We start from the raw sequence: 23,953 nt of genomic DNA on the forward strand, positions 1-23,953 counted from the left end.
CCTTCGCGAGCAAGCCCGCTCCCACAGTGGAACCGAGTCGTTCACAAATCCCCTGTGGGAGCGGGCTTGCTCGCGAAGGGCGCGACGCGGTATCAGCGATGAAACAACACCACCAGCAGCACCAGATTCCCCAGCAAAGCCAGCAATGCTACCGTCCGCCAGACCGTCAACGGCTCACGCTCCAGCAAAGGCCTGGGTCGCACACTCAAACTGCGCCGCTCGCCTTTTTCCAGCACCAGCAACCATTCCTCAGCCGTTTCAAAGCGCTGTTGCGGATCCGCCGCCACGCCACGCTCCAGACTCTGCGCAATCCATTCCGGCACGTCCGGGCGGTAGCGACCGGCACTCACCGGTAGGCCAAATCGCGGCCGCTGGAACGCTTCGACCTCGCCATAGGGAAAATGCCCGGTCAGCAGGAAAAACAGGGTCACGCCCACCGCGTACAGATCCTGTTGCGCACTCGGTGGCTCGCCGCGAAAGGCTTCCGGGGCGATATAGCTGGGCGTTCCCGGCAGCGTTGACGGGGTGTCTTCGGACAGACCGGGGCAGTACGCCAGACCAAAATCCAGCAGGCGCAACTCGCCATCGTCACCCAGATGCAGGTTTTCCGGCTTGATGTCGCGGTGCAGAATCTGCCGCCGATGCAGCAGGCCTACCGCCCGCAGCAAACGCTCGGCAATCTCCTGCCACTGCGCCAGCGGCAACGGGTTGCTGTGTTGAAACAGCTGCGCCAGAGTCATCCCGGAATATTCGCGCATCACGTAGTACAAATGCTGACGCTGAGTGCCGGCATGGATTTCAGGAAAATGCCGCCCGGCGACACGCTTGAGGAACCATTCTTCCGACAGCAAGGCTTGCCCGGCCTGGGGATCATCGGCCAGCCGCGCCGGCAATGTTTTCAACAACCAGCCCCGGCCTTGGCCATCCAGCACTCGATACAGCAGCGATTGCTGGCTCTGAGCGACAACGCCCTGCACCTGCCAGCTTTCGAACATCTGCCCGGTTTTCAGCGCTGGCGGCAACGGCCATTGCTGTAAGTGAATCAGCGCATCGCCGATGTTCGCTTCGCCGAGCGCGTCGACCCGCACCAGCAGCGCACTGGCATTATCCTGACTGCCGGCCAGATGCGCAGCGTTGACCAACGTGTGTGCGGCGCTATCGAGATCCGGCTGATCGCGCAGAATCGCCGCGATTGCGGTATCGCCCAGCGACGACCACACGCCATCGCTGAGCAGCACGAAACATTCGCCCTCGCGTAATTCACCGTCGAGAAAATCCAGCACCAGATGCTGATCCAGCCCCAGCGCGCGTTTGAGCACGTGCTGCATGCCCGGCTGCTCCCAGACATGATCCTGCGAAATCCGCTGCAAAGCGTCGGCCTGCCAGCGATAGACCCGGCAATCGCCGACGTGGGCCAGGGTGAAACGCCGACCGCGCAGGACCAGCGCGCTGACCGTGGTCAGCAACGGTTGCCCGCCGCCATTGGCCTGTAACCAGCGATTTTGCGCGAGCAGCAGGCGATCCAGCGCCTGGGCCACGCTCCAGGTTTGCGGCGTGGCGTAGTAGTCCAGCGCCAGTGCCTGCAGGGTCGAGCGTGCGGCCAGGCCGCCGTCGGCGCATTGGCTTACACCGTCGGCAATGGCGACCAGATAGCCTTTGCTGGCGGCCAGCGCCGGGGCGGGCGTCACCAGGCGCATTGCGTCCTGATTTTCCGCGCGCGGGCCGGTGGCGCTGGCCTGGGCAAAGCTCAGTTGCAGGGGCATGAAGGCTTCAGACCCGCGCAGCGGTCACTGCGGCCGAACCCCAGGTGGTTCTCCAGCGACGTTTGACCCCGTGCAGACCGAACCACGCCAACACGCCGAGGCTGGCGAACAACCACAGCGCCAGTTGATAGCTGCCGGTGCTTTGCTTGATCGCGCCCATGCCGGCCGCCAGGGCAAAACCACCAATGCCACCGGCCATGCCGATCAGCCCGGTCATCACGCCGATCTCCAGGCGAAAACGTTGCGGCACCAACTGGAACACCGCGCCGTTGCCGGCACCGAGACCGAGCATGGTGCAGACGAACAGCGCCAGTGCAGCGTAGGAGCTGGGCAGGTTGAAACCGACAGCGGCGATGCAGATTGCCGCCACGGTGTACATCGCCAACAAGGTGCGGATGCCACCGAAGCGATCCGCCAACGCACCGCCGAGCGGACGCATCAGGCTACCACCGAACACGCAGGCAGCGGTGTAGTAACCCGCCGTGACAGGACTCAGGCCGTATTGGTCGTTGAAGTAGCCGGGCAGGGCGCTGGCCAGGCCGATGAAGCCGCCGAAGGTCACGCTGTAGAAAAACATGAACCACCAACTGTCGCGGTCGCCAAGGGCCTTGAAGTAGTCGGCCATGGCTTTGGCTTTGGGCCGCTGCGGGGCGTTTTTTGCCAGCCAGGCGAACAGCACAAGCGTCAGGATCAATGGAATCAGGGCGAAACCGAAGACGTTGCTCCAGCCGAACGCCGCAGCCAGCACCGGGGCGATCAGCGCGGCGAAAACGGTGCCGGAGTTACCGGCGCCGGCGATGCCCATGGCCTTGCCCTGATGCTGCGGCGGATACCATTGCGAGGCCAGCGGCAGGGCCACAGCAAACGAAGCACCGGCCATGCCGAGGAACAGTCCCAGAATCAGCGCCTGTTCATAACTGTGGATGCCGAGTTTCCACGCGCCGAACAACGCGCAGATCACGATCACCTGACCGATCAGGCCAGCGGTTTTCGGCGACAGACGATCGGCCAGCATGCCCATCACAAAGCGCAGCACCGCGCCGGCGAGAATCGGTGTCGCCACCACCAGACCACGTTGTTGTGTGGTCAAGTGCAGGTCGGCGGCGATCTGCACCGCCAACGGGCCGAGCAGGTACCAGACCATGAAGCTCAGGTCGAAATACAGGAACGCTGCGAACAGGGTCGGGGTGTGGCCGGATTTCCAGAAGCTTGAATTCATCGCGCACCTCAGCTGAAAAGAATCTCGAAAGGAGTCACAGCAGGTGGCGCGCCGCCACGGCCGCACCACCGGCCCCGGGCTGTGGGGCCAAAACGCAAAAACGCCGCTACCTGGTTCGCCGATGTGGGCGAGCGGGGTGAGCGACGTCTTTGTCGTGGGTGGGGCAACCGCCGTTGGTTACCTGTGCGGAATACTTAGCGAGATTTGTGCCAATAAGTGAAATGGCGTCGCGGCCTTCGCGAGCAAGCCCGCTCCCACAGGGAATGCATTTCAAAGTGGAACCCCGACCTGCTTCACAGGAGATTGCGTTCCAAATGTGGGAGCGGGCTTGCTCGCGAAGGGGCCGGGAAAGCCAGCGCAGGCCGTCAGCCGAGCAACTCACTCATGGCAATGATCTGCTCCGCCACCTGAATCAGCTTCTGCTGGCGGCTCATGGCCTGGCGGCGCATCAGGGTGTAGGCCTCTTCTTCGTTGCAGTCCTTCATTTTCATCAGCAGCCCTTTGGCCAGTTCGATGCGTTTGCGCTCGGCCAATTGCTGGTCGCGGGCCAGCAGTTGCGCGCGCAAGGCCTGATCGCTTTCGAAACGCGCCATGGCCACATCGAGAATCGGCTGCAGGCGCTGGGCGTGGATGCCCTCGACGATGTAGGCACTGACCCCGGACTTGATCGCCTGACGCATCACCCCCGGGTCATGTTCGTCGGTGAACATCACGATCGGCCGGGGCTGGTCGCGGCTGACCAGCACCACTTGCTCCATGACATCGCGGCTCGGCGACTCGGTATCGATCAGGATCACGTCCGGGCGCACCGATTCGACGCGGGCCGGCAGGTCGATGGTCAGACCGGACTCATCGATGACCTCGAAACCGGCCTCGGTCAGCGCGGCCTTCAGGCGCCCGACTTTTTTCGCGGTGTCGTTGATTAGCAGAATGCGCAGCATGTTGGCGGCCTCCTGTCAGCGGCGGGCGAGAAGGGCAGTGCTGTCGCTCAGGGCGTGCAGCTTGAAACTGCGGGCGTAACCAGCCGGATCGCTGCCGTCCCAGACTTTGCCATCGAGCAACTGGCTGCTGCGCATCTCCTTGCCCCACGCGGCGACACCGACGGCGGTGGCTGCTTCGCGGTAAATGTCCAGTTGCTGAACCTGGCGGGCCACCGCGAGGTAGTCGGGATCCTCGCGTAACAGGCCCCAACGGCGGAATTGGGTCATGAACCACATGCCGTCGGACAGGTACGGCAGATTCACCTCGCCGTTGCCGTGAAAGCGCAAGGCGTGCGGGTCCTGCCAGCGATTGCCGAGGCCATCGGCGTAATCACCGAGAAAACGCGGTTCGATGCAGGACAGCGGGGCGTCGAGGTATTCCGGGGCGCTCAGCAGCTGCGCGGTGCTGCGGCGGTTTTCCGGGTTTTGCTCGATGAAGCGGCTGGCCTCGAGGATCGCCATCACCAGCGCCCGTGCGGTGTTGGGGTATTGCTCGACGAACACGCGGGTGCAGCCGAGGACTTTTTCCGGGTGGTCAGGCCAGATGCTCTGGCTGGTAGCGAGGGTGAACCCCAGATCCTGCTGCACGGCGGCGGCCGCCCACGGTTCACCGACGCAGAAGCCATCGATGCGCCCGGCTTGCAGGTGAGCGACCATTTGCGGCGGCGGCACCACCACGCTGTCGACGTCCTGCAACGGATGAATGCCCTGACTCGCCAGCCAGTAATACAGCCACATCGCATGGGTGCCGGTGGGAAAGGTCTGGGCGAAGGTCAGTTTTGCGCGGGTTTGGTGCGCGTGCCGATCCAGCGCTTCAGGACTGGTCACGCCCAGTTGCTGCAAACCGTGAGAGAGGTTGAGGCTCTGGCCGTTCTGGTTCAGCCCCATCAGCACCGCCATGTCGCTCGGCGCCACGCCACCGATGCCCAGGTGCACCGCGTAAATCAGCCCGTACAGGCTGTGGGCCACATCCAGTTCGCCGCTGACCAGTTTGTCGCGCAAGGTCGCCCAGGACGCCTGGCGCTTGAGGTTGATCGTCAGGCCGTAGGGCTGGGCAAAGCCCTGTGTTGCGGCCACGACCACCGAGGCGCAATCGCTCAGGGCCATGAAGCCGAGGTTGATCACGCTTTTTTCCGGAGCATCACTGCCGTTGACCCAGGCCAGCGGCCCGACGGATGAATCACTCATATAAAGCCACCCTCAAAAAAAACGCCGTCCCAGGCTTTGCTAAGGCAAAACCTGCGAACGACGCCATTGTCCGTGCCCCCACGCCGCCATTGGCCTGTGGGCTGATACCCTGAAAGTGCAAGGCATATGCCAGTCAGGCTGATTTACCTGTGTGCCTCGCGCCGGGGGACGTTGCCCGGCTATAATCGCCGCCTCTTTTCGCCGCCCGAGTCATCGCCGCCCATGTACACCCTGGCCCGTCAGCTGTTGTTCAAACTTTCCCCGGAAACCTCCCACGATCTGTCGCTGGATCTGATCGGCGCGGGTGGGCGTTTGGGCCTCAACGGCATGCTGTGCAAGAAGCCGGCGAACGTGCCGGTGACGGTCATGGGCCTGGACTTCCCGAACCCGGTGGGTCTGGCGGCCGGTCTGGACAAGAACGGCGCGGCCATCGACGGTTTCTCGCAACTGGGTTTCGGTTTCGTCGAAATCGGCACCGTGACCCCGCGTCCGCAGCCGGGCAACCCGAAACCACGGATCTTCCGTCTGCCGGAAGCCGAGGCGATCATCAATCGCATGGGCTTCAACAACCTCGGTGTGGATAACCTGCTGGCGCGGGTCGCGGCGGCCAAATACAAGGGCGTGCTGGGGATCAACATCGGCAAGAACTTCGACACTCCGGTCGAGCGCGCGGTGGACGACTATCTGATTTGCCTGGACAAGGTGTATGCCCACGCCAGCTATGTCACGGTCAACGTCAGCTCGCCGAACACCCCGGGCCTGCGCAGCCTGCAGTTCGGTGATTCGCTCAAGCAGTTGCTGGCGGATCTGGCCACGCGCCGCGCCGAACTGGCCCTGCGCCACGGCAAGCACGTACCGCTGGCGATCAAGATCGCTCCGGACATGACCGACGAAGAAACGGCGCAGGTGGCTCAGGCACTGATCGAAACCGGAATGGACGCAGTGATCGCCACCAACACCACCCTGAGTCGCGTCGGCGTCGAAGGCATGGAGCACGGTGACGAGGCGGGTGGTCTGTCCGGCGCTCCGGTGCGTGACAAGAGTACGCATACCGTGAAGGTGTTGGCGGCTGAGCTGGGTGGTCGGTTGCCGATCATTGCGGCCGGTGGCATCACTGAGGGCAAGCATGCGGCGCAGAAGATCACCGCGGGTGCGAGCCTGGTGCAGATTTACTCGGGCTTCATCTATAAGGGCCCGGCGCTGATTCGTGAATCGGTAGACGCGATCGCCGCGCTGCGCTGAGGTTTTCTGAGGGCTCTGTGGCGAGGGGATTTATCCCCGTTCGGCTGCGCAGCAGTCGTAAAATTTGCTTCCGCCGTTCGCCTGGCACACTTGGGTGGATGGATTCGGGGCCGCTTCGCAGCCCATCGGGGATGAATCCCCTCGCCACAGGGACCTGTATCGTCCGGGGCGGGCATAAAAAAGGGCTCCTCGAAGGAGCCCCTGGGCCGTAGCCCGCCGTCCGGGAAGGACGTGCATGGTAAGTCGCTAAAAATTCAGATTGTCGTGTTGCAATAAGTGCCCTGTGTCAGCCGACGGCGTGAAGTTCGTTGAGTCTGTGGATCCCCGCAGTGCCGGTCATACCGTCCCAGTTGTCGCCGCGTCCTTCTCGCCAGCCGTTGATCCAGGCTTGACGTACCGACGGTAGAGTAAATGGGCAAAGCTCGCGGGATTTGCCACCAACGCCATATTGATATCCGCGCAAAAATGCTCTTTCCAACGGATCACGCTTAAGTCTTCTCATAGGGTGTTTCCCTCACTTGTTGACTGTTTTCGTCGCGTTGACCTCAACCGAGGTCTGGCAGAAAAAACTCTGCCGTTGGGCGGCTCGCTGCCGGCGTGGCGAGCCAAGGTGTTGACGCCGTTGCGACGTCAACCTGTGGTCAGTTCTAACCAATGAGTCACACCGAGGGAATGATCGTTTTGTCATAAGGACGTAACGAAAATAGTGCTACAGCCATAAGTAACGACGGGTTTCATGAACGTTTTTTCAGCAAACCCCGGTATGATCGGCCCCGCACTGGATGATGGGGTTAATCCTTTAGTGAGAATGACCCACGTTTACGCTGGGGTAATATTCGACGAAGGGTTGCTTTGAGTCATTTTGTTTCATCAACTTTAATACCTGTCCTTGCATCTAAGCTCTTTTAACCCGAGCAGCGGGGATGGAACGGCACACCTTCGTGCCACGCGGGCGCTCTTTTAGAAAAGCGCCTGATTGAAAACCGGATCGGCAATGCGTTGCCGGTTCACTAGCCAAAGGCTCTGGAAATACCATGTCCGACCGTTTCGAACTCTTCCTCACTTGCCCCAAAGGCCTTGAAGGCCTGCTCATCGAGGAAGCCGTCGGGCTTGGCCTTGAAGACGCCCGCGAGCACACCTCCGCCGTGCGTGGCATGGCGACCATGGAAACCGCTTATCGCCTGTGCCTGTGGTCGCGTCTGGCCAACCGGGTGTTGCTGGTGCTCAAGCGCTTCCCGATGAAAGACGCCGAAGACCTGTACCACGGCGTGCTTGACGTCGAGTGGCAGGATCACATGCTCGCCGACGGCACCCTGGCCGTCGAATTCAGCGGCCACGGCTCGGGCATCGACAACACCCACTTCGGTGCGCTGAAAGTCAAAGACGCCATCGTCGACAAACTGCGTACCCCGCAAGGAGACCGTCCGTCGATCGACAAGCTCAACCCGGATCTGCGCATTCACCTGCGCCTGGATCGCGGCGAAGCGATCCTGTCCCTCGACCTTTCCGGCCACAGCCTGCATCAGCGCGGTTACCGCCTGCAGCAGGGCGCGGCGCCGCTGAAGGAAAACCTCGCGGCAGCGATCCTGATCCGTTCCGGCTGGCCGCGCATTGCGGCCGAAGGCGGCGCGCTGGCTGACCCGATGTGCGGTGTCGGTACGTTCCTCGTCGAAGCCGGGATGATCGCCGCCGACATGGCGCCGAACCTGCGCCGCGAGCAGTGGGGCTTTACCGCCTGGCTCGGCCACGTTCCGGCGCTGTGGAAAAAACTCCATGAAGAAGCGGTCGAACGTGCCGCCGCCGGTCTGGCCAAGCCGCCGCTGTGGATTCGCGGTTACGAAGCCGACCCGCGGCTGATTCAGCCGGGCCGCAATAACGTCGAACGCGCTGGTCTGAGCGAGTGGATCAAGATCTATCAGGGCGAAGTCGCGACCTTCGAGCCGCGTCCGGACCAGAACCAGAAAGGTCTGGTGATCTGCAACCCGCCGTACGGCGAGCGTCTGGGCGACGAAGCCAGCCTGCTCTATCTCTATCAGAACCTTGGCGAGCGCCTGCGACAGGCCTGCCTGAACTGGGAAGCGGCGGTATTCACCGGCGCGCCGGATCTGGGCAAGCGCATGGGCATTCGCAGCCACAAACAGTATTCGTTCTGGAACGGCGCGCTGCCGTGCAAGTTGTTGTTGATCAAGGTGCTGCCGGACCAGTTCGTCACCGGCGAGCGGCGTACTCCGGAACAGCGTCAGGCCGAGCGTGAGCAAGCAGCCTACGATCAGACCCCGAACGAGCCGCAAGAGCGCAAGTTCAACAAGAACGGCAACCCGATCAAACCGACGCCAGCCCCGGCGCCAGTGGTCGAGCAGCCGCGCCTGAGCGAAGGCGGGCAGATGTTTGCCAACCGCCTGCAGAAAAACCTCAAGGCGATGAGCAAGTGGGTCAAGCGCGAAGGCATCGACTGCTACCGCGTCTACGATGCCGACATGCCGGAATACGCCATGGCCATCGACCTGTACCACGACTGGGTGCACGTGCAGGAATACGCCGCGCCGAAGTCGATCGATCCGGAAAAGGCCTCGGCGCGCATGTTCGACGCCTTGGCGGCGATCCCGCAGGCGCTGAACGTCGACAAGAGCCGCGTGGTGGTCAAACGCCGCGAGCGTCAGAGTGGCACCAAGCAATACGAGCGTCAGGCGGCGCAGGGCAAGTTCAATGAGGTCAGCGAAGGCGGCGTCAAGCTGCTGGTGAACCTCACCGACTATCTCGACACCGGGCTGTTCCTCGATCACCGGCCAATGCGCATGCGCATTCAGAAAGAGGCCGCCGGCAAGCGCTTCCTCAATCTGTTCTGCTACACCGCGACCGCCAGTGTGCATGCGGCCAAGGGCGGTGCCCGCAGCACCACCAGCGTCGACCTGTCGAAGACTTACCTCGACTGGGCGCGGCGCAACCTGTCGCTGAACGGCTTCTCCGACAAGAACCGTCTGGAGCAGGGCGACGTGATGGCGTGGCTGGAAAGCAGCCGCGACGAGTACGACCTGATCTTCATCGACCCGCCGACCTTCTCCAACTCCAAGCGCATGGAAGGCATCTTCGACGTGCAGCGTGATCAGGTGCAGTTGATCGACCTGGCCATGGCACGTCTGGCGCCGGGTGGCGTGCTGTATTTCTCCAACAACTTCCGCAAGTTCCAGCTGGAGGAGAACCTGGCCGAACGTTACGCGGTCGAGGAAATCAGCGCGCAGACCATCGATCCGGATTTTGCGCGTAACACCAAGATCCACCGCGCCTGGAAAATCACGGCTCGTTGACGCTTGGGCGGGTTGGATCCACAGAGCCTTGATTTTTAAAGGCTCTTGGATCCGATCAGCGCTAGCCAAATTAATGGCTAATAGCTATAACTCAACTCATGGCCAATGGGGTTTTCCCCCCGAAACAATGGCGTCGTGAGTTGCCCCTATGTCGTTGCACCCCGTGCGCCCAAAGATTCTGGGTTTTATCAGCGAAGACGTCTCGGCCTGGCTGGTCGCGCTGCTGGTATTGCTCGCCGGCGGGATTCTCACGGGGCTGCTCGCCTGGGCCACCCTCAATCAGTTTCACCATCAACTGCGCCAACGCTTCCAGCTGCTGGCCAATGAGCGTTACAGCCGCATCGAAGAACGTTTCCAGGATCAGGAACAGCGTCTCGACGGCCTGCGCCGTTTCTTCGCCAACTCCGATTCGGTCTCACGCAACGAATTCGACGGCTATGCCAAACCGCTTCTATTACGCACCCAGGCCTATTCCTATGCGCCGCGGGTCAGCCGTGCCGAACGCCCGGCGGTCGAACAAGCCGTGCGTAACGAAGGCTTCAGTACCTTCACCTTTCGTGAACTGAACGCTGACGATCAGTTGCAGACCGCCGCTGATCGCCCCGAATACGTACCGGTGATCTACACCCAGAGCCTCAGTCGCTTGCCCACGCCGCTGGGTTACGACTTGCTGGCGCAACCGCTGCGCCGGGCGACGCTGGAACGCGCCGACCGCACCGGGCACATGGTGGTGTCGCAGCCATTGCATCTGGTGGGGATTGATCCGGCGTATGCCCGGGGCGTCTTGCTGATGGCGCCGGTCACTCGTGAAGGGGCGCCGAAAGGGCCGCCGCAAGGCTATGTGATGGCGGTGATCAGCATGCAGCAGTTGCTGGCCGACGGACTGCCGGAGGAGCACCAGGATTTCCTCAATGTTCGCATTCTCGACCTGTCCACCGATGAACAGCATGAAGTGCTCTACGAGTCCGCCAACCAGGCCGGGGCCAGTGATCTGTCCGCCACACGTCTGTTGCGCATGGCCGACCATGACTATCAAGTGGATATGCAGCCCAGCGAAGCGTTTCTGCAGGCCAACCATTCGTCAATCAGCAGCCTGGTGGTGCTGGGGGCGCTGCTGAGTCTGTTGCTCAGCGCACTGCTTTACGTGCTGGTCAGTCAACGCCAGCGCGCCTTGCGCATGGTCGAACTGCGCACCCAGGAACTGCACGCCCGCGAGCAGGAATTGCGCGGCACCCACGGTCAGTTGCGTGGCGTGCTGAATGCCGCGACCCAGGTGGCAATCATCGCCACCGACCTGCGCGGGGTGATCAACACCTTCAACCCTGGTGCGGAACAGATGCTCGGCTACAGCAGCGCCGACGTGGTCGGCCACATGACTCTGGAAAACCTGCATCTGCCGCGAGAACTGGCCGCGCGTTCGGCGGAGTTGAGTGCGCGTTACGGCAAGAGCATTCCGACCTGCCACGCGATGTTGGTCGAGGGCGGCGAGGTCGGCGGTCATGAGGCGCGCGAATGGACGCTGGTGCGCAGCGACGGCAGTCATCTGCCGGTGAACATGCTCGCCACCCCGGTGCTCGATGAGCAGGGTTTGTGGGTCGGGCATCTGGCGATCTGCATCGACATCACCGAGCGCAAGCGCGTGCACGAAGCGCTGGCGGCGCGCGATGTATTGCTGAAAAAGCTCAGCGCCCACGTGCCCGGCGGCATCTACCAATTCAAGATGGAGTTCGACGGGCGCTTCAGCGTGATCTACGCCAGCGACGGCATCCGCGAGATCTACGAGCTGGAGCCGGACGTGCTGCTGCTCAATGCCGAGGCGATTTTCACCCGCATCCATCCACAAGACGTCTCGCGAGTGCGCAGCTCGATCCGTGCTTCGGCAGACAGCCTCAGCCCATGGCGCGAGGAATACCGTGTGCAGTTGCCCGAGCGCGGCCTGCGCTGGGTGCGCGGCGAGGCAACGCCGGAAGAGCTGCCGGGCGGCGGCGTGCTGTGGCACGGCTACATCTCGGACATTTCCGACTTGAAACGGGTGGAAGAGGAATTGCGGGCGCTGTCGGTCACCGACTCACTGACCGGCATTCACAACCGCCGCTACTTCCAGGAACGCCTGACCACCGAAATGGCCCGGGTCGAACGCGGCGGTGGCGAGCTGTCGGTGATCATGCTCGACATCGACCACTTCAAACGCATCAACGACCAGTACGGCCATGCCGTGGGCGACCGGGTGCTGCAGGCGGTGTGCGAGCGCATCGGCCATCGTTTACGGCGGACTGATGTGTTCTGTCGTCTCGGTGGTGAAGAGTTCATGGTGCTGTGCCCAGACATCGACGGCGAGCATGCGTACATGCTGGCGGTGGAGTTGTGGCAAGGCCTGCGCAGTGCGCCGGTGGATGTGGTCGGGGTGGTGACGGCCAGTTTCGGCATCGCCAGCTGGCGCCCGGGGGAGGGCGCGGATGCGCTGCTGCTGCGCGCGGATTCGGGGGTGTATGCGGCGAAGCAGGGCGGGCGCGATCGGGTCGAGCAGATGAGCTGAGCCTTGGCACGATCTACCTGTGGGAGCGGCTGTGTTTTTACAGGGCCGAAGCCGTCTGCGGCAGGCGCGGCTGCTTGTACAGGTCCAGCAGCACCTGATCCAGCACCGACGACGCGCCGAACGGGGCCTTGTCGTTGAGGATCGCCACCACCGCCCAGGTGTTGCCGTTGACGTCGCGGCTGAAGCCGGCGATCGCGCGCACGGTGTTCAGGGTGCCGGTCTTGACGTGGGCCTCGCCGCGCATCGCGGTGGTCTTCAGGCGTTTGCGCATGGTGCCGTCGGTGCCGGCAATCGGCAGCGAGCTGATGTACTCGGCGGCGTACGGGCTGTGCCAGGCGGCTTGCAGCATGTTGGCCATCTCGCGGGCGCTGACGCGTTCGGCGCGCGACAGCCCGGAACCGTTCTCCATCACCAGGTGCGGCGCGGTGATGCCTTTCTTCGCCAGCCACTGGCGGACTACGCGTTGTGCGGCCTTGGCGTCGTCACCGTCGGCTTCGTTGCGGTACTTCTGGCCAAGGCTCAGGAACAGCTGCTGGGCCATGGTGTTGTTACTGTATTTGTTGATGTCGCGGATGATTTCCGCCAGATCCGGCGAGTAGGCGCGGGCCAGCAGCTTGGCGCTGCTCGGGGTCGCGGCGAGGCGATCCTTGCCCTGGATGCTGCCGCCCAGTTCTTTCCAGATCGCGCGCACGGCACCGGCGGTGTAGGTCGCGTGGTCAAGCAGCGACAGATAAGTCTGCGAGCTGCAGCCTTCGCCCAATTGACCGGCGACGGTCACGGTCACGCTGCCGTCAGCCTGGGTTACCGGGTTGTAGCGAACGCCACCGGTGCACTGCTTGGAGTTGAGCGCCTTGACCGTGTTTTCGATGCGCACGCTGGCAATCGGCGGCTCCACCGAGATCAGCACCCGGCCCCCGTCATTGCGCGCGACGAAGCGCAGGGCCTTGAGGTTGACCAGCAGCGAGTCGGGTTTGACCAGGAACGGCTTGTTCTCGTCATTGCCGTCGTCGTTGAACTCGGGCAGTTGCGGCTGGATGAAGAAGCTGCGGTCGAGGATCAGATCGCCGGTGACCTGGGTCACGCCGTTGGCGCGCAGGTCGCGCATCAACAGCCAGAGTTTTTCCATGTTCAGCTTCGGATCGCCGCCGCCCTTGAGGTACAGGTTGCCGTTGAGAATGCCGCCACTGAGGTCGCCGTCGGTGTAGAACTCGGTTTTCCACTGATGGTTGGGGCCGAGCATTTCCAGCGAGGCGTAGGTGGTGACCAGTTTCATGGTCGAGGCCGGGTTGACCGAGACGTCGGCGTTATACACGGTCGGATTGCCCGGGCCGTCGAGCGGAATCATCACCAGCGACAGTGCAGTCGGCTGCAGCTTGCTGGCCTTGAGGGCTTTTTCGACGTTAGGGGTGAGGGCGGTATTGATAGTGGCAGCGGCAACCGGCAGGGCCAGGGGCAGAAGAAGGCCGGCGAGAAAGAGAGGACGCAACGATTTGATCATATGAAATAAAACCCTGCAGAAGAGGGGAAAAATAACGAGGGCATGGATGAAAAAGCCCTCAGTGGTCATGAAAGTGTCGGCATTATGCCCCAAGGTGTAACAGCTTGTGCCTTGCCCGGGGCGGCCATTTCGTTATTTTTTTTACAGGCGGTCGGCCTCAGCGCCCAGAGAGTCGGGCAATTGACCGCTTAAACTGGTAAAGTGCCGGCCGTTATTACTTAAGAGGATTGTTCCAATGGCGACTAACCGTTCCCAGCGTCTGCGCAAAAAACTGTGCGTCGATGAATTTCAAGAGCTGGGTTTCGAACTGAACCTGGGCTTCAAAGAAGACCTGTCCGAAGAAGCCATTGACGCTTTCCTCGAAGCATTCATCAAAGAAGCCATGGAAGCCAACGGTCTGGGCTATGTCGGCGGCGACGACTTCGGTCTGGTTTGCCTGCAGAAGCGTGGTTCGGTCTCCGAAGAGCAGCGTGCTGCTGTTGAAGCCTGGCTGAAAACCCGCTCCGAGCTGACTTCTACTGAAATCAGCCCGCTGCTGGACGTTTGGTATCCGGAAAAGCCGATCAACGCGGCCAAGTGATACTGAAAAAAACGGCGACCTGAGGGTCGCCGTTTTTTTATGCCTGGGCTTTACGCCAATTCAAAATCAGTAACGTCAAAACCCCCGCGACAATCCCCCAGAACGCCGAGCCGATGGAAAACAGCGTCAACCCCGACGCCGTGACCATAAAGGTGATCAGCGCCGCCTCGCGTTCCTTCACTTCGGTCATGGCAATGCTCAGGCCGTTGATGATCGAACCGAACAGCGCCAGCGCGGCAATCGACAGCACCAGTTCTTTTGGCAACGCGGCAAACAGCGCCGCCAACGTAGCGCCGAATACGCCGGCAATCCCGTAAAAAATCCCGCACCAGACGGCGGCGGTGTAGCGTTTGTTGCGATCCTCATGGGCGTGCGGCCCGGTACAGATCGCCGCGCTGATCGCCGCGAGGTTGATGCCGTGGGAGCCGAATGGCGCCAGCAACAGCGAGGCGATGCCGGTGGTGGTGATCAGCGGCGAGGCCGGCACGTTGTAGCCGTCGGCGCGCAGTACGGCGATGCCGGGCATGTTCTGCGAAGTCATCGCCACCACGAACAACGGAATGCCGATGCTGATGGTTGCGGCCAGCGAGAAGTGCGGCGTGGTCCAGACTGGCGTCGCCAGTTCCAGATGGAAACCGCTGAAATCCAGCAGCCCCATGAAACCTGACAGCGCAGTGCCGATCAGTAGCGCAGCCAGTACCGCGTAACGCGGTGACAGGCGTTTGACCAGCAGATAAGTGAAGAACATCCCCAGCACCAGCCCGGTGCGATGTTGCGCGGCGACGAAGATTTCGCTGCCGATCTTGAACAGAATCCCCGCCAGCAACGCTGCCGCCAGCGACGCCGGGATCTTCTTCACCAAGCGTTCGAAGCTGCCGGTCAGCCCGCAAATGGTCACCAGCACCGCGCAAGTGATGTAGGCGCCGATGGCCTCACCGTAGCTGACGCCGCCCAGGCTGGTGATCAGCAGGGCTGCACCCGGTGTCGACCAGGCGATGGTGATTGGCGTGCGATAGCGCAGCGACAGGCCGATCGAGCACACCGCCATGCCAATCGAGATCGCCCAGATCCACGAGGAAATCTGCCCGCTGCTCAGGCCCGCCGCTTGCCCGGCCTGGAACATCAGCACCAGCGAACTGGTGTAGCCGGTCATCATTGCAATGAACCCGGCAACGATCGCTGAGGGCGAAGTGTCGGCGAGAGGGCGCAGGCGGGTGTAGGTGGCGTCGTTCATGACGGCGGTGTTCCTTATACAGATGAAGATCCCCGCAATTACCTGAACCCCTGTGGGAGCGGGCTTGCTCGCGAAAGCGGTGGGTCAGTAAAAGCAGATGTGGTCTGACACACCGCTTTCGCGAGCAAGCCCGCTCCCACAGGGGGATTTGTGTTCTGGCTGCGGATTCTGCGATCAAGCCTAAACTCAATCGTAACGGATCGTTGCAATACAGCCGTGGTCACAAACAGCCATACAGTCGTGTTGCCACCATTCATTGTGTACAATCGCGCTGTTTTTTACGCGATACTTGCCAGCGACCTACTGTGCCGTATTACAGTCACGGTCTATTCGCCGCAGTTCTCCCGACTCGAGTGCCCATGAACGAACAGTTGCAACCCCTCAAGAAACAACCGCGAGCAGGCAAAGCCGGCCGCAGCGGAACCCAGGACGATATTGTCTACGCGCATATCTTCGAGGCCATCCTCGAACAGCGTCTGGCGCCCGGTACAAAATTGAGCGAAGAAGCGCTGGGGGAAATCTTCGGGGTCAGCCGCACCATCATTCGCCGCGCGCTGTCGCGTCTGGCCCATGAAGGCGTGGTCCTGTTGCGGCCGAACCGTGGCGCGGTCGTCGCCAGCCCGAGCGTTGAAGAAGCGCGTCAGGTGTTCATGGCCCGCCGTCTGGTGGAGCGCGCGATCACCGAACTGGCCGTGCAGCACGCCACCGCCGAGCAGATCGCCGAACTGCGTCAGATGGTCAACGACGAGCGCGACAGTTTCTCCCGTGGCGATCGCGGCGCCGGTATCCGTCTGTCGGGCGAATTCCACCTGAAACTGGCCGAAGCGGCGAAAAACGCGCCACTGATCAGCTTCCAGCGCAGCCTGGTCTCGCAGACCTCGCTGATCATTGCCCAGTACGAAAGCGGCAACCGCTCGCATTGCTCCTACGACGAGCACACCCAGTTGATCGACGCCATCGAAGCGCGCAACGGTGAGTTGGCGGTGGACCTGATGATGCATCACATGGACCACATCGACAGCAAGCTCAACCTCGATGAGGAGAGTGCGTCGGATGATCTGCATGCGGTGTTCTCGCATTTGTTGCAGACCAAGAAGCCTGGGCGCCCTGCGGCGAAACTCTGACTGATACCGAGTCGCGGCCTTCGCGAGCAAGCCCGCTCCCACATTGGATCTTCAGTGAATATAAAATTTGGCATCGACTGAGATCCCCTGTGGGAGCGGGCTTGCTCGCGAATACGGTCAGACAGGCAACAAAAATCCCCCGGTGCTAACACCACCGGGGGATTTTTTATGCCTTGAAAAAACTCAGCGCTGATGCACCAAAGCCCCCGCCGCATACGTCTGCTGCACCGTGCGGTCATCGCCCAGTGTCATCAGCACAAACAACGTTTCAGCAATGTTGTTAGCCTGTTTCAGGCGATAGCTCAGCAGTGGCGTGGCGTTGTAGTCCAGCACCAGGAAGTCCGCATCGGAACCCGGTTGCAGGTTGCCGATCTTGTCTTCCAGACGCAGTGCCCGCGCACCGCCCAGCGTCGCCAAGTACAGCGACTTGAACGGACTCAACCGCGCGCCCTGCAGCTGCATGACTTTGTAGGCTTCGTTCAGCGTTTGCAGCAGCGAGAAACTGGTGCCGCCGCCGACGTCAGTGCCGAGACCGACGTTGAGCTTGTGCTTCTCGGCCATCGGCAGATTGAACAAACCACTGCCGAGGAAGAAGTTCGAGGTCGGGCAGAACGAGATCGCCGAGCCGGTTTCCGCCAGTCGCGCGCATTCGTCGTCGCACAGGTGCACGCCGTGGGCGAACACCGAGCGCTCGCCGAGCAGTTGGTAGTGATCGTAAACGTCCAGATAGCTCTTGCGCTCCGGGAACAGTTCCTTGACCCACTCGATTTCCTTGAGGTTTTCGCTGATGTGGGTCTGCATGTACAGATCCGGGTATTCGGTCAACAGTTGGCCGGCGAGGGTCAGTTGCTCCGGGGTGCTGGTAGGAGCGAAACGCGGGGTGACCGCGTAGTGCAGGCGGCCCTTGCCATGCCAGCGTTCGATCAGCGCCTTGCTCTCGACGTAGCTCGATTCGGCGGTGTCGGTCAGATAGTCCGGCGCGTTGCGGTCCATCATCACCTTGCCGGCGATCATCCGCAGGTCGAGCTTCTCGGCCGCCTCGAAGAACGAGTTCACCGACTGCGGGTGCACGCTGCCGAATACCAGCGCGGTGGTGGTGCCGTTGCGCAGCAGTTCCTTGATGAAGATATCGGCCACGTCGTCGGCGTGGGCCTTGTCACCGAACTGGCTTTCGCACGGGAAGGTGTAGGTGTTGAGCCAGTCCAGCAGTTGCTCGCCGTAGGCGCCGACCATGCCGGTTTGCGGCAGGTGGATGTGGGTGTCGATGAAGCCCGGGGTGATCAGCGCGTCCTGATAGTGGGTGATCTCGATGTCCGCCGGCAGGGTCGGCAGCAGGTCGCTGGCGTGGCCGAGGGCGCTGATCTTGCCGCCATCGACCACCAGCAGGCCGTCCTCGAAATATTCGTAGGAGGCTTCGATCCCGACGTCGGCGGGGTCGGCGATGCTGTGCAGGATGGCGGCGCGGTAGGCTTTGCGAGTCAGAGGCATGAGGGTTCTCTAATCAGTTTGAGGCTTTGAGTTTGGCGGCCTGACTGCGCCGGGAAACCGGCAGCAATTTGGCAATCGGTTCGGCGCTGGCGCTGTGCTGGCCGAAATTGGCGTTATAGGTGGCGATGATTTCGCCGGCGATGGAGATGGCGATTTCCACAGGCAGTTTGCCTTTGACTTCGCCAATGCCCATCGGGCAGCGCATGCGTTGCACGACGCCGCTGTCGAAACCGCGATCACGCAGGCGATGTTCGAACTTGGCCCGTTTGGTCTTCGAACCGATCAGGCCGAAGTAAGCGAAGTCGTTGCGCTTGAGGATCGCGGCAGTGAGTTCCAGGTCGAGCTGATGGTTGTGGGTCATGACGATGCAGTAGCTGCCGGCGGGCAGGTCGTCGATTTCATCCACAGGCTCTTCGGCGACGATTTTACGCACGCCGTGGGGGATCTGTTCGGGGAATTCCTCTTCCCGCGAATCGATCCAGCGCACCCGGCACGGCAGGCTGGCGAGCAACGGCACCAACGCACGGCCGACATGCCCGGCGCCGAACACAGCGATCTGCGCCTGCACCTGGCCCATCGGTTCGAAGAGCAACACGGTGGCGCCACCGCAGCACTGGCCGAGGCTGGCGCCGAGGCTGAAGCGCTCCAGATGGGTGTCCTGCTTGCCGCTGGCGAGCATCTCGCGGGCGATCTGCATGGCTTTGTATTCCAGATGCCCGCCACCGATGGTGTCGAAGGTCTGTCTGGCGCTGACGACCATTTTCGAGCCGGCGTTGCGCGGGGTCGAGCCGAGTTCTTCAATGATCGTCACCAGAACACAGGGTTCGCCCTGGTTCTGCAGGTCGGCGAGGGCGTCGATCCAGTTGTACATAGTTCACCCCTACAACATCGTTGTCTGTTCGGGCCTATTCGCGAGCAAGCTCGCTCCCACATTTTTGATCTCTGTCTTCCACAAAATCTGTGCCCACTGAAGATCTACTGTGGGAGCGAGCTTGCTCGCGAATGGCCGCACCTCGGTCCCTAGAGCGGAGCCAGCTCGGTTTCAGCTTCGACCGCTTTCACTGTCTTGAGCTGACGCATCTGCTCACACCCCCACAACACCCGCTCCGGAGTCGCCGGCGCGTCGATCTGCGGCTGATGCTTGTAGTCGCCAAGGCTCGCCACCGCGTCCTTGATCGCGCACCACGCGGCAATCCCGAGCATGAACGGCGGCTCACCCACAGCCTTGGAATGGAACACCGTGTCTTCCGGGTTCTTGCGGTTTTCCACCAGCTTCACCCGCAGGTCCAGCGGCATGTCCGCCACTGCCGGGATCTTGTAGCTGGCCGGGCCGTTGGTCATCAGCTTGCCCTTGTTGTTCCAGACAAGCTCTTCCATGGTCAGCCAGCCCATGCCCTGGACGAAACCGCCCTCGACCTGACCGATGTCGATCGCCGGGTTCAACGAGGCGCCGACGTCGTGGAGGATGTCGGTACGCAGCATCTTGTACTCGCCGGTCAGGGTGTCGACGATCACTTCGCAGCACGCCGCACCGAAGGCGAAGTAGTAGAACGGCCGACCCCGTGCCTGGCTGCGGTCGTAGTAGATTTTCGGGGTCTTGTAGAAGCCGGTGCTCGACAGCGAGACCTGATTGAAATACGCCAGCTGGATCAGCGCTTCGAAGGTCATGATGTGGTCACGCACGCGCACATGGCCGTTGTGGAATTCCACGTCTTCTTCGCTGACCTTGTAGTGCCGCGCGGCGAATTCCACCAGACGCTGCTTGATGATCTCGGCGGCGTTCTGCGCGGCCTTGCCGTTGAGGTCAGCGCCGCTGGAGGCCGCAGTCGGCGAGGTGTTCGGCACTTTGTCGGTGTTGGTCGCGGTGATCTGCACCCGATCCATTTCCACCTGGAACACTTCGGCCACCACCTGCGCGACTTTGGTGTTGAGACCCTGGCCCATTTCCGTGCCGCCGTGGTTCAGGTGGATGCTGCCGTCGGTGTAGACGTGGATCAGCGCGCCGGCCTGATTGAGGAAACTGGCGGTGAAGGAAATGCCGAACTTCACCGGGGTCAGCGCCAGGCCTTTTTTCAGGATCGGGCTGTTGGCGTTGTAGCGACGGATCGCTTCGCGGCGCTCGGCGTACTGGCTGCTTTCTTCCAGTTCGGCAGTCATCTCTTCGAGCATGTTGTGCTCGACGGTCTGGTAGTAGTGGGTGACGTTGCGCTCGGTCTTGCCGTAGTAGTTGGCCTTGCGCACCGCCAGCGGATCGAGGTTGAGGTGACGGGCAATCGCGTCCATCACTTCTTCGATGGCGACCATCCCTTGCGGGCCGCCGAAACCCCGGTAAGCGGTGTTCGACGCGGTGTTGGTCTTGCAGCGGTGACCGTTGATGGTCGCGTCACCGAGGTAGTACGAGTTGTCCGAGTGAAACATCGCCCGGTCGACAATTGACGCCGACAGGTCCGGCGAACAGCCGCAGTTGCCGGCCAGGTCCATGGCGATGCCGTGCAGACGTCCGCTGCTGTCGAAGCCGACGTCGTACTCGACATAGAACGGGTGGCGCTTGCCGGTCATCAGCATGTCTTCGACCCGTGGCAGGCGCATCTTGGTCGGCTGCCCGGTGAGGTGCGCGATCACCGCGCACAGGCACGCCGGGCTGGCGGCCTGGGTTTCCTTGCCGCCGAAACCACCGCCCATGCGGCGCATGTCGACGACGATCTTGTTCATCGACACGTCGAGCACTTCGGCCACCAGCTTCTGCACTTCGGTGGGGTTCTGCGTCGAGCAGTAGACGATCATGCCGCCGTCTTCGGTGGGCATCACCGAGGAGATCTGGGTTTCCAGATAAAAGTGTTCCTGACCGCCGATGTGCAGCGTGCCTTGAATACGATGTTCGGCGGTGGCCAATGCCGAAGCCGAATCGCCACGCTGATGGGTGTGGCTGTCGAGCACGAAGTGGCGCTTGCGCAAGGCTTCGACCACATCCAGCACCGGCTCGAGATCTTCGTATTCGATGATCGCCGCCATCGCCGCTTTGCGTGCGGTTTCCAGGTCTTTCGCGGCCACGGCCAGTACCGGTTGCCCGACGAACTGCACGTCATCGATGGCCAGCAGCGGATCGCCCGGCAGCAACGGGCCGATGTCTTTCAGGCCCGGCACGTCTTCGTGGGTGATCGCAATGCGCACGCCTTCGAAGGCGTAGCAGGGCTTGGTGTCGATGCTGATGATTTTCGCGTGGGCGCGGTCCGACAGCCGTGCGTACACGTGCAGCTGATTGGGGAATTCCAGGCGGTCATCGATGTACTGCGCTTCACCGGACACATGCTTGGCGGCGCTGTCGTGCTTGACGCTGCGGCCGACACCGGTGGTCAGGTCCTTGGCGAACAGTTCCGCCAGTTCGGCTTGAGTCTTCTCTACGGCGTGATGGTTAGACATAAGCGGTCACCCGAGTCTCGATGTGCGGTGTTTGCAGTTCGATGAAGTATTTACGCAGCAGGTTCTGCGCGCTGAGCAGGCGATATTCCTTGCTGGCGCGGAAGTCCGAGAGCGGCGTGAAGTCTTCGGCCAGTGCGGCGCAGGCGCGTTCGACCACGGCGCTGTTGAACGGTTGGCCGAGCAGCACGGCTTCGCAGTGGGCGGCGCGTTTCGGAATCGCGGCCATGCCGCCGAACGCCATGCGCGCATCGCTGATCACGCCGTTTTCCACGCGCAGATTGAATGCGGCGCAGACGGCGGAGATGTCATCGTCCAGACGCTTGGAGACTTTGTAGGCGCGGAAGCGCTGTTCGGCGGTGGCACGCGGGACGATGATTTTTTCGATGAATTCGCTTTCCTGGCGGGCGGTGACCTTGTAGTCGATGAAGTAATCTTCCAGGTTCAGCGTGCGCCGGGTTTCACCTTTGCACAGCACCACCTGCGCGCCGAGGGCGATCAGCAGCGGTGGCGAGTCACCGATCGGCGAGGCGTTGCCGATGTTGCCGCCGAGGGTGCCCTGGTTGCGGATCTGCAGCGAGGCGAAGCGGTGCAGCAGTTCGCCGAAGTCCGGGTACTCGGCAGTCAGCGCTTCGTAGCAGTCGGAGAGGGCGGTGGCGGCGCCGATTTCGATGCGGTCGTCGAAGGTTTCGATGCGCTTCATTTCGGCGACGTTGCCGACGTAGATCATCACCGGCAGGGTGCGATGGAACTGGGTGACTTCCAGCGCCAGATCGGTGCCGCCGGCCAGCAGCCGGGCTTGTGGGTAAGCGTCGTAGAGGTCGGCCAGATCGGCGACGGTCAGCGGCACCAGGCAGCGCTTGTCGCCACTGTTGAGTTCACCGATATCGGTCGGGGCGATGGCTTTGAGGCGGGCGATGGTCTCGGCTTCGCGGGCGTCGAACTGGTCCGGTTGCTTGCCACAGCAGGATTGCTCGGCGGCGGCGAGGATCGGCCGGTAGCCGGTGCAGCGGCAGAGGTTGCCGGCCAGCGCTTCGTGCGCCTTGGCCTGATCCGGTGCATCGCTGTTCTTTTGCAGGGCGAACAACGACATGACGAAGCCGGGGGTGCAGAAACCGCATTGCGAGCCGTGGCACTCGACCATGGCTTTCTGCACGCTGTGCAGTTCGCCCTGGTGCTTGAGGTCTTCGACGCTGATCAGTTGTTTGCCGTGCAGCGACGAAACAAAGGTCAGGCACGAGTTGAGGCTGCGATAGCGAATGTGTTCGCGGCCGGCGTCATCCGTTTGCAACTCGCCGACCACCACGGTGCAGGCGCCACAGTCGCCGCTGGCGCAGCCTTCTTTGGTGCCGGATTTGCCCACGTGTTCGCGCAGGTAATTGAGCACGGTCAGATTCGGGTCCAGGGCGTGCTCGCTACGGAGTTCCTGGTTAAGTAAAAACTGGATCACGGAAGGCCTCGCAGACTCATTATTGTTGTTAACCGACTTCAACCGAATTTAGCAGGTCTGACTTTTCGGTCAATGGTTTTCTGACTTAAAGGTCAGGAAAAACGGTTTTGTCGATTAACGCGTGCTGTATTGAGTATTGACCCTGAGCGGATCCACTGCCTTTTTGCTTGAATCGTGCCAAAAAGCGCCGTGCGGGCACTCCGCCATGCACCTGCATTTGCGCTACACTGCGCCGCTTGTGCAGATCGAAGAGTTTGAAGGACAACCATGACGTTCAAGGCGCCGGACAGCCTCGCCGAGCAAATTGCTCACCACCTCGCCGAACGCATCATTCGCGGCGAAATGAAGCCGGGAGAGCGCATTCAGGAACAGAAGGTCACGCTGGCCCTCAATGTCAGCCGCGGATCGGTCCGCGAAGCCCTGCTGATCCTCGAGCGCCGACACCTGATCGCGATCCTGCCGCGACGTGGCGCCCATGTCACCGAACTCACCGCGCACAAGGTGCAGAGCCTGTGCACGCTGATGAGCGAGCTGTACATCCTGCTCGGCAATGCGGTCGCCAATGGCTGGCAGACCCAGGCCGACATGGCGCCGTTCGTGCAGATCCAGCAGCGCCTGACCGCCAGCTACGAGCGTCAGGACATCCGCACCTTCGTCGACGACAGCTTCGCCGTGATGCGCGCTGCGTACCCGTTTGCCAACAACCCGTACCTGCAAGAGACCGTCGAGAACCTGCAGCCGGCCATGAGCCGTGCCTATTTCCTCGCCCTCGAACAGCGCAAGGCCGAAATGAGCGAGTTTCTCGAACTGTTCGAACGCCTGCTGGCCGCTGTGCTCGCCCGTGATTTGCCGCAGATCCGCATCGTGCTGACGGCTTACGCCCAGCGCAGCTGCGATCTGGTGGTCTCCGCCCTGACGGTTGCCTGAGC

At 61.9% G+C, this 23,953-nt stretch carries 17 protein-coding genes; 6 read left to right on the forward strand and 11 right to left on the reverse strand.

The genetic code is table 11. From position 1 onward, the window contains the following. Positions 1-92: 92 nt before the first annotated feature. The 4 genes from M0808_RS27040 to M0808_RS27055 form a co-directional block, all read right to left on the reverse strand. Positions 93-1,763 carry a bifunctional protein-serine/threonine kinase/phosphatase gene (locus M0808_RS27040; RefSeq protein WP_247843061.1) on the reverse strand — a complete coding sequence of 557 codons (1,671 nt, stop codon included), beginning with the start codon at positions 1,761-1,763 and terminating at the stop codon, positions 93-95. A 7-nt stretch (positions 1,764-1,770) separates the two neighbouring features. Beyond that, positions 1,771-2,982 carry a nitrate/nitrite transporter gene (locus M0808_RS27045; RefSeq protein ID WP_027613284.1) on the reverse strand — a complete coding sequence of 404 codons (1,212 nt, stop codon included), beginning with the start codon at positions 2,980-2,982 and terminating at the stop codon, positions 1,771-1,773. Between the two features lie 365 nt (positions 2,983-3,347). Continuing rightward, complete coding sequence (locus M0808_RS27050; protein WP_115985797.1) at positions 3,348-3,923, reverse strand: ANTAR domain-containing protein; 576 nt, start codon at positions 3,921-3,923, stop codon at positions 3,348-3,350. A 15-nt stretch (positions 3,924-3,938) separates the two neighbouring features. After that, positions 3,939-5,150: a CmpA/NrtA family ABC transporter substrate-binding protein gene (locus M0808_RS27055; RefSeq protein ID WP_247843062.1), complete on the reverse strand. Its 1,212-nt coding sequence runs from the start codon at positions 5,148-5,150 to the stop codon at positions 3,939-3,941. A gap of 222 nt (positions 5,151-5,372) precedes the next feature. On the opposite strand from M0808_RS27055, the gene M0808_RS27060 reads away from it, so the two are divergent. After that, entirely contained in the window at positions 5,373-6,392 is a 1,020-nt protein-coding gene (locus M0808_RS27060; protein WP_123587775.1) for a quinone-dependent dihydroorotate dehydrogenase, read from the forward strand. A gap of 286 nt (positions 6,393-6,678) precedes the next feature. Here the strand turns inward: M0808_RS27060 and M0808_RS27065 are convergent, their stop codons facing one another. Next, on the reverse strand, positions 6,679-6,894 hold the full coding sequence (locus tag M0808_RS27065) for a ribosome modulation factor (RefSeq protein WP_003223300.1): 216 nt from the start codon (positions 6,892-6,894) through the stop codon (positions 6,679-6,681). Between the two features lie 532 nt (positions 6,895-7,426). Here M0808_RS27065 and rlmKL point away from each other — a divergent pair. Then, complete coding sequence (rlmKL, locus tag M0808_RS27070; protein WP_097087615.1) at positions 7,427-9,697, forward strand: bifunctional 23S rRNA (guanine(2069)-N(7))-methyltransferase RlmK/23S rRNA (guanine(2445)-N(2))-methyltransferase RlmL; 2,271 nt, start codon at positions 7,427-7,429, stop codon at positions 9,695-9,697. A gap of 148 nt (positions 9,698-9,845) precedes the next feature. Then, entirely contained in the window at positions 9,846-12,233 is a 2,388-nt protein-coding gene (locus tag M0808_RS27075; RefSeq protein WP_135295308.1) for a diguanylate cyclase, read from the forward strand. Positions 12,234-12,270: 37 nt separating this feature from the next. On the opposite strand, the gene dacB is transcribed toward M0808_RS27075, so the two are convergent. Next, positions 12,271-13,731: a D-alanyl-D-alanine carboxypeptidase/D-alanyl-D-alanine-endopeptidase gene (gene dacB / locus M0808_RS27080; RefSeq protein ID WP_139055672.1), complete on the reverse strand. Its 1,461-nt coding sequence runs from the start codon at positions 13,729-13,731 to the stop codon at positions 12,271-12,273. A gap of 235 nt (positions 13,732-13,966) precedes the next feature. On the opposite strand from dacB, the gene M0808_RS27085 reads away from it, so the two are divergent. Further along, positions 13,967-14,311, forward strand: a complete 345-nt coding sequence (locus tag M0808_RS27085; protein WP_007952029.1) for a YggL family protein — start codon at positions 13,967-13,969, stop codon at positions 14,309-14,311. A gap of 37 nt (positions 14,312-14,348) precedes the next feature. On the opposite strand, the gene M0808_RS27090 is transcribed toward M0808_RS27085, so the two are convergent. Then, complete coding sequence (locus tag M0808_RS27090) at positions 14,349-15,545, reverse strand: benzoate/H(+) symporter BenE family transporter (RefSeq protein ID WP_098967966.1); 1,197 nt, start codon at positions 15,543-15,545, stop codon at positions 14,349-14,351. A 359-nt stretch (positions 15,546-15,904) separates the two neighbouring features. Here M0808_RS27090 and M0808_RS27095 point away from each other — a divergent pair, with 359 nt between their 5' ends. Continuing rightward, complete coding sequence (locus M0808_RS27095; protein WP_007961054.1) at positions 15,905-16,669, forward strand: GntR family transcriptional regulator; 765 nt, start codon at positions 15,905-15,907, stop codon at positions 16,667-16,669. A 183-nt stretch (positions 16,670-16,852) separates the two neighbouring features. Here M0808_RS27095 and guaD read toward each other — a convergent pair whose 3' ends face one another. From guaD to xdhA, 4 genes are all read right to left on the reverse strand, one after another. Then, positions 16,853-18,157: a guanine deaminase gene (gene guaD / locus M0808_RS27100; protein WP_247843063.1), complete on the reverse strand. Its 1,305-nt coding sequence runs from the start codon at positions 18,155-18,157 to the stop codon at positions 16,853-16,855. Positions 18,158-18,170: 13 nt separating this feature from the next. Further along, the gene (xdhC, locus tag M0808_RS27105; RefSeq protein ID WP_247843064.1) at positions 18,171-19,028 is read right to left on the reverse strand and encodes a xanthine dehydrogenase accessory protein XdhC; all 858 of its coding nucleotides are present in this window, start codon (positions 19,026-19,028) and stop codon (positions 18,171-18,173) included. 149 nt (positions 19,029-19,177) lie between these two features. Beyond that, positions 19,178-21,577 (reverse strand): xanthine dehydrogenase molybdopterin binding subunit, encoded by a 2,400-nt coding sequence (xdhB, locus tag M0808_RS27110; RefSeq protein WP_204896396.1) that lies wholly within the window; start codon positions 21,575-21,577, stop codon positions 19,178-19,180. Then, the gene (gene xdhA / locus M0808_RS27115; RefSeq protein ID WP_247843065.1) at positions 21,570-23,024 is read right to left on the reverse strand and encodes a xanthine dehydrogenase small subunit; all 1,455 of its coding nucleotides are present in this window, start codon (positions 23,022-23,024) and stop codon (positions 21,570-21,572) included. Before xdhA ends, xdhB begins: the two co-directional genes overlap by 8 nt. Before the next feature lie 267 nt (positions 23,025-23,291). Here xdhA and M0808_RS27120 point away from each other — a divergent pair, with 267 nt between their 5' ends. Next, entirely contained in the window at positions 23,292-23,951 is a 660-nt protein-coding gene (locus M0808_RS27120; protein WP_007961062.1) for a GntR family transcriptional regulator, read from the forward strand. The last annotated feature ends 2 nt before the right edge of the window (positions 23,952-23,953 follow it).

The sequence above is a fragment of the Pseudomonas sp. MWU12-3103b genome, assembly GCF_023100615.1.
In the GTDB taxonomy this organism is placed as follows: domain Bacteria; phylum Pseudomonadota; class Gammaproteobacteria; order Pseudomonadales; family Pseudomonadaceae; genus Aquipseudomonas; species Aquipseudomonas putida_A.

Bases quoted from the DNA above. Each gene is read 5' to 3' on its own strand.
- M0808_RS27085 (WP_007952029.1), top strand. From the start codon at position 13,967: ATGGCGACTAACCGTTCCCAGCGTCTGCGCAAAAAACTGTGCGTCGAT.
- M0808_RS27095 (WP_007961054.1), top strand. From the start codon at position 15,905: ATGAACGAACAGTTGCAACCCCTCAAGAAACAACCGCGAGCAGGCAAA.
- M0808_RS27065 (WP_003223300.1), bottom strand. From the start codon at position 6,894: ATGAGAAGACTTAAGCGTGATCCGTTGGAAAGAGCATTTTTGCGCGGA.
- guaD (WP_247843063.1), bottom strand. From the start codon at position 18,157: ATGCCTCTGACTCGCAAAGCCTACCGCGCCGCCATCCTGCACAGCATC.
- M0808_RS27060 (WP_123587775.1), top strand. From the start codon at position 5,373: ATGTACACCCTGGCCCGTCAGCTGTTGTTCAAACTTTCCCCGGAAACC.
- M0808_RS27120 (WP_007961062.1), top strand. From the start codon at position 23,292: ATGACGTTCAAGGCGCCGGACAGCCTCGCCGAGCAAATTGCTCACCAC.
- M0808_RS27090 (WP_098967966.1), bottom strand. From the start codon at position 15,545: ATGAACGACGCCACCTACACCCGCCTGCGCCCTCTCGCCGACACTTCG.
- M0808_RS27040 (WP_247843061.1), bottom strand. From the start codon at position 1,763: ATGCCCCTGCAACTGAGCTTTGCCCAGGCCAGCGCCACCGGCCCGCGC.
- M0808_RS27045 (WP_027613284.1), bottom strand. From the start codon at position 2,982: ATGAATTCAAGCTTCTGGAAATCCGGCCACACCCCGACCCTGTTCGCA.
- M0808_RS27050 (WP_115985797.1), bottom strand. From the start codon at position 3,923: ATGCTGCGCATTCTGCTAATCAACGACACCGCGAAAAAAGTCGGGCGC.
- M0808_RS27075 (WP_135295308.1), top strand. From the start codon at position 9,846: ATGTCGTTGCACCCCGTGCGCCCAAAGATTCTGGGTTTTATCAGCGAA.
- xdhC (WP_247843064.1), bottom strand. From the start codon at position 19,028: ATGTACAACTGGATCGACGCCCTCGCCGACCTGCAGAACCAGGGCGAA.
- M0808_RS27055 (WP_247843062.1), bottom strand. From the start codon at position 5,150: ATGAGTGATTCATCCGTCGGGCCGCTGGCCTGGGTCAACGGCAGTGAT.
- xdhB (WP_204896396.1), bottom strand. From the start codon at position 21,577: ATGTCTAACCATCACGCCGTAGAGAAGACTCAAGCCGAACTGGCGGAA.
- dacB (WP_139055672.1), bottom strand. From the start codon at position 13,731: ATGATCAAATCGTTGCGTCCTCTCTTTCTCGCCGGCCTTCTTCTGCCC.
- rlmKL (WP_097087615.1), top strand. From the start codon at position 7,427: ATGTCCGACCGTTTCGAACTCTTCCTCACTTGCCCCAAAGGCCTTGAA.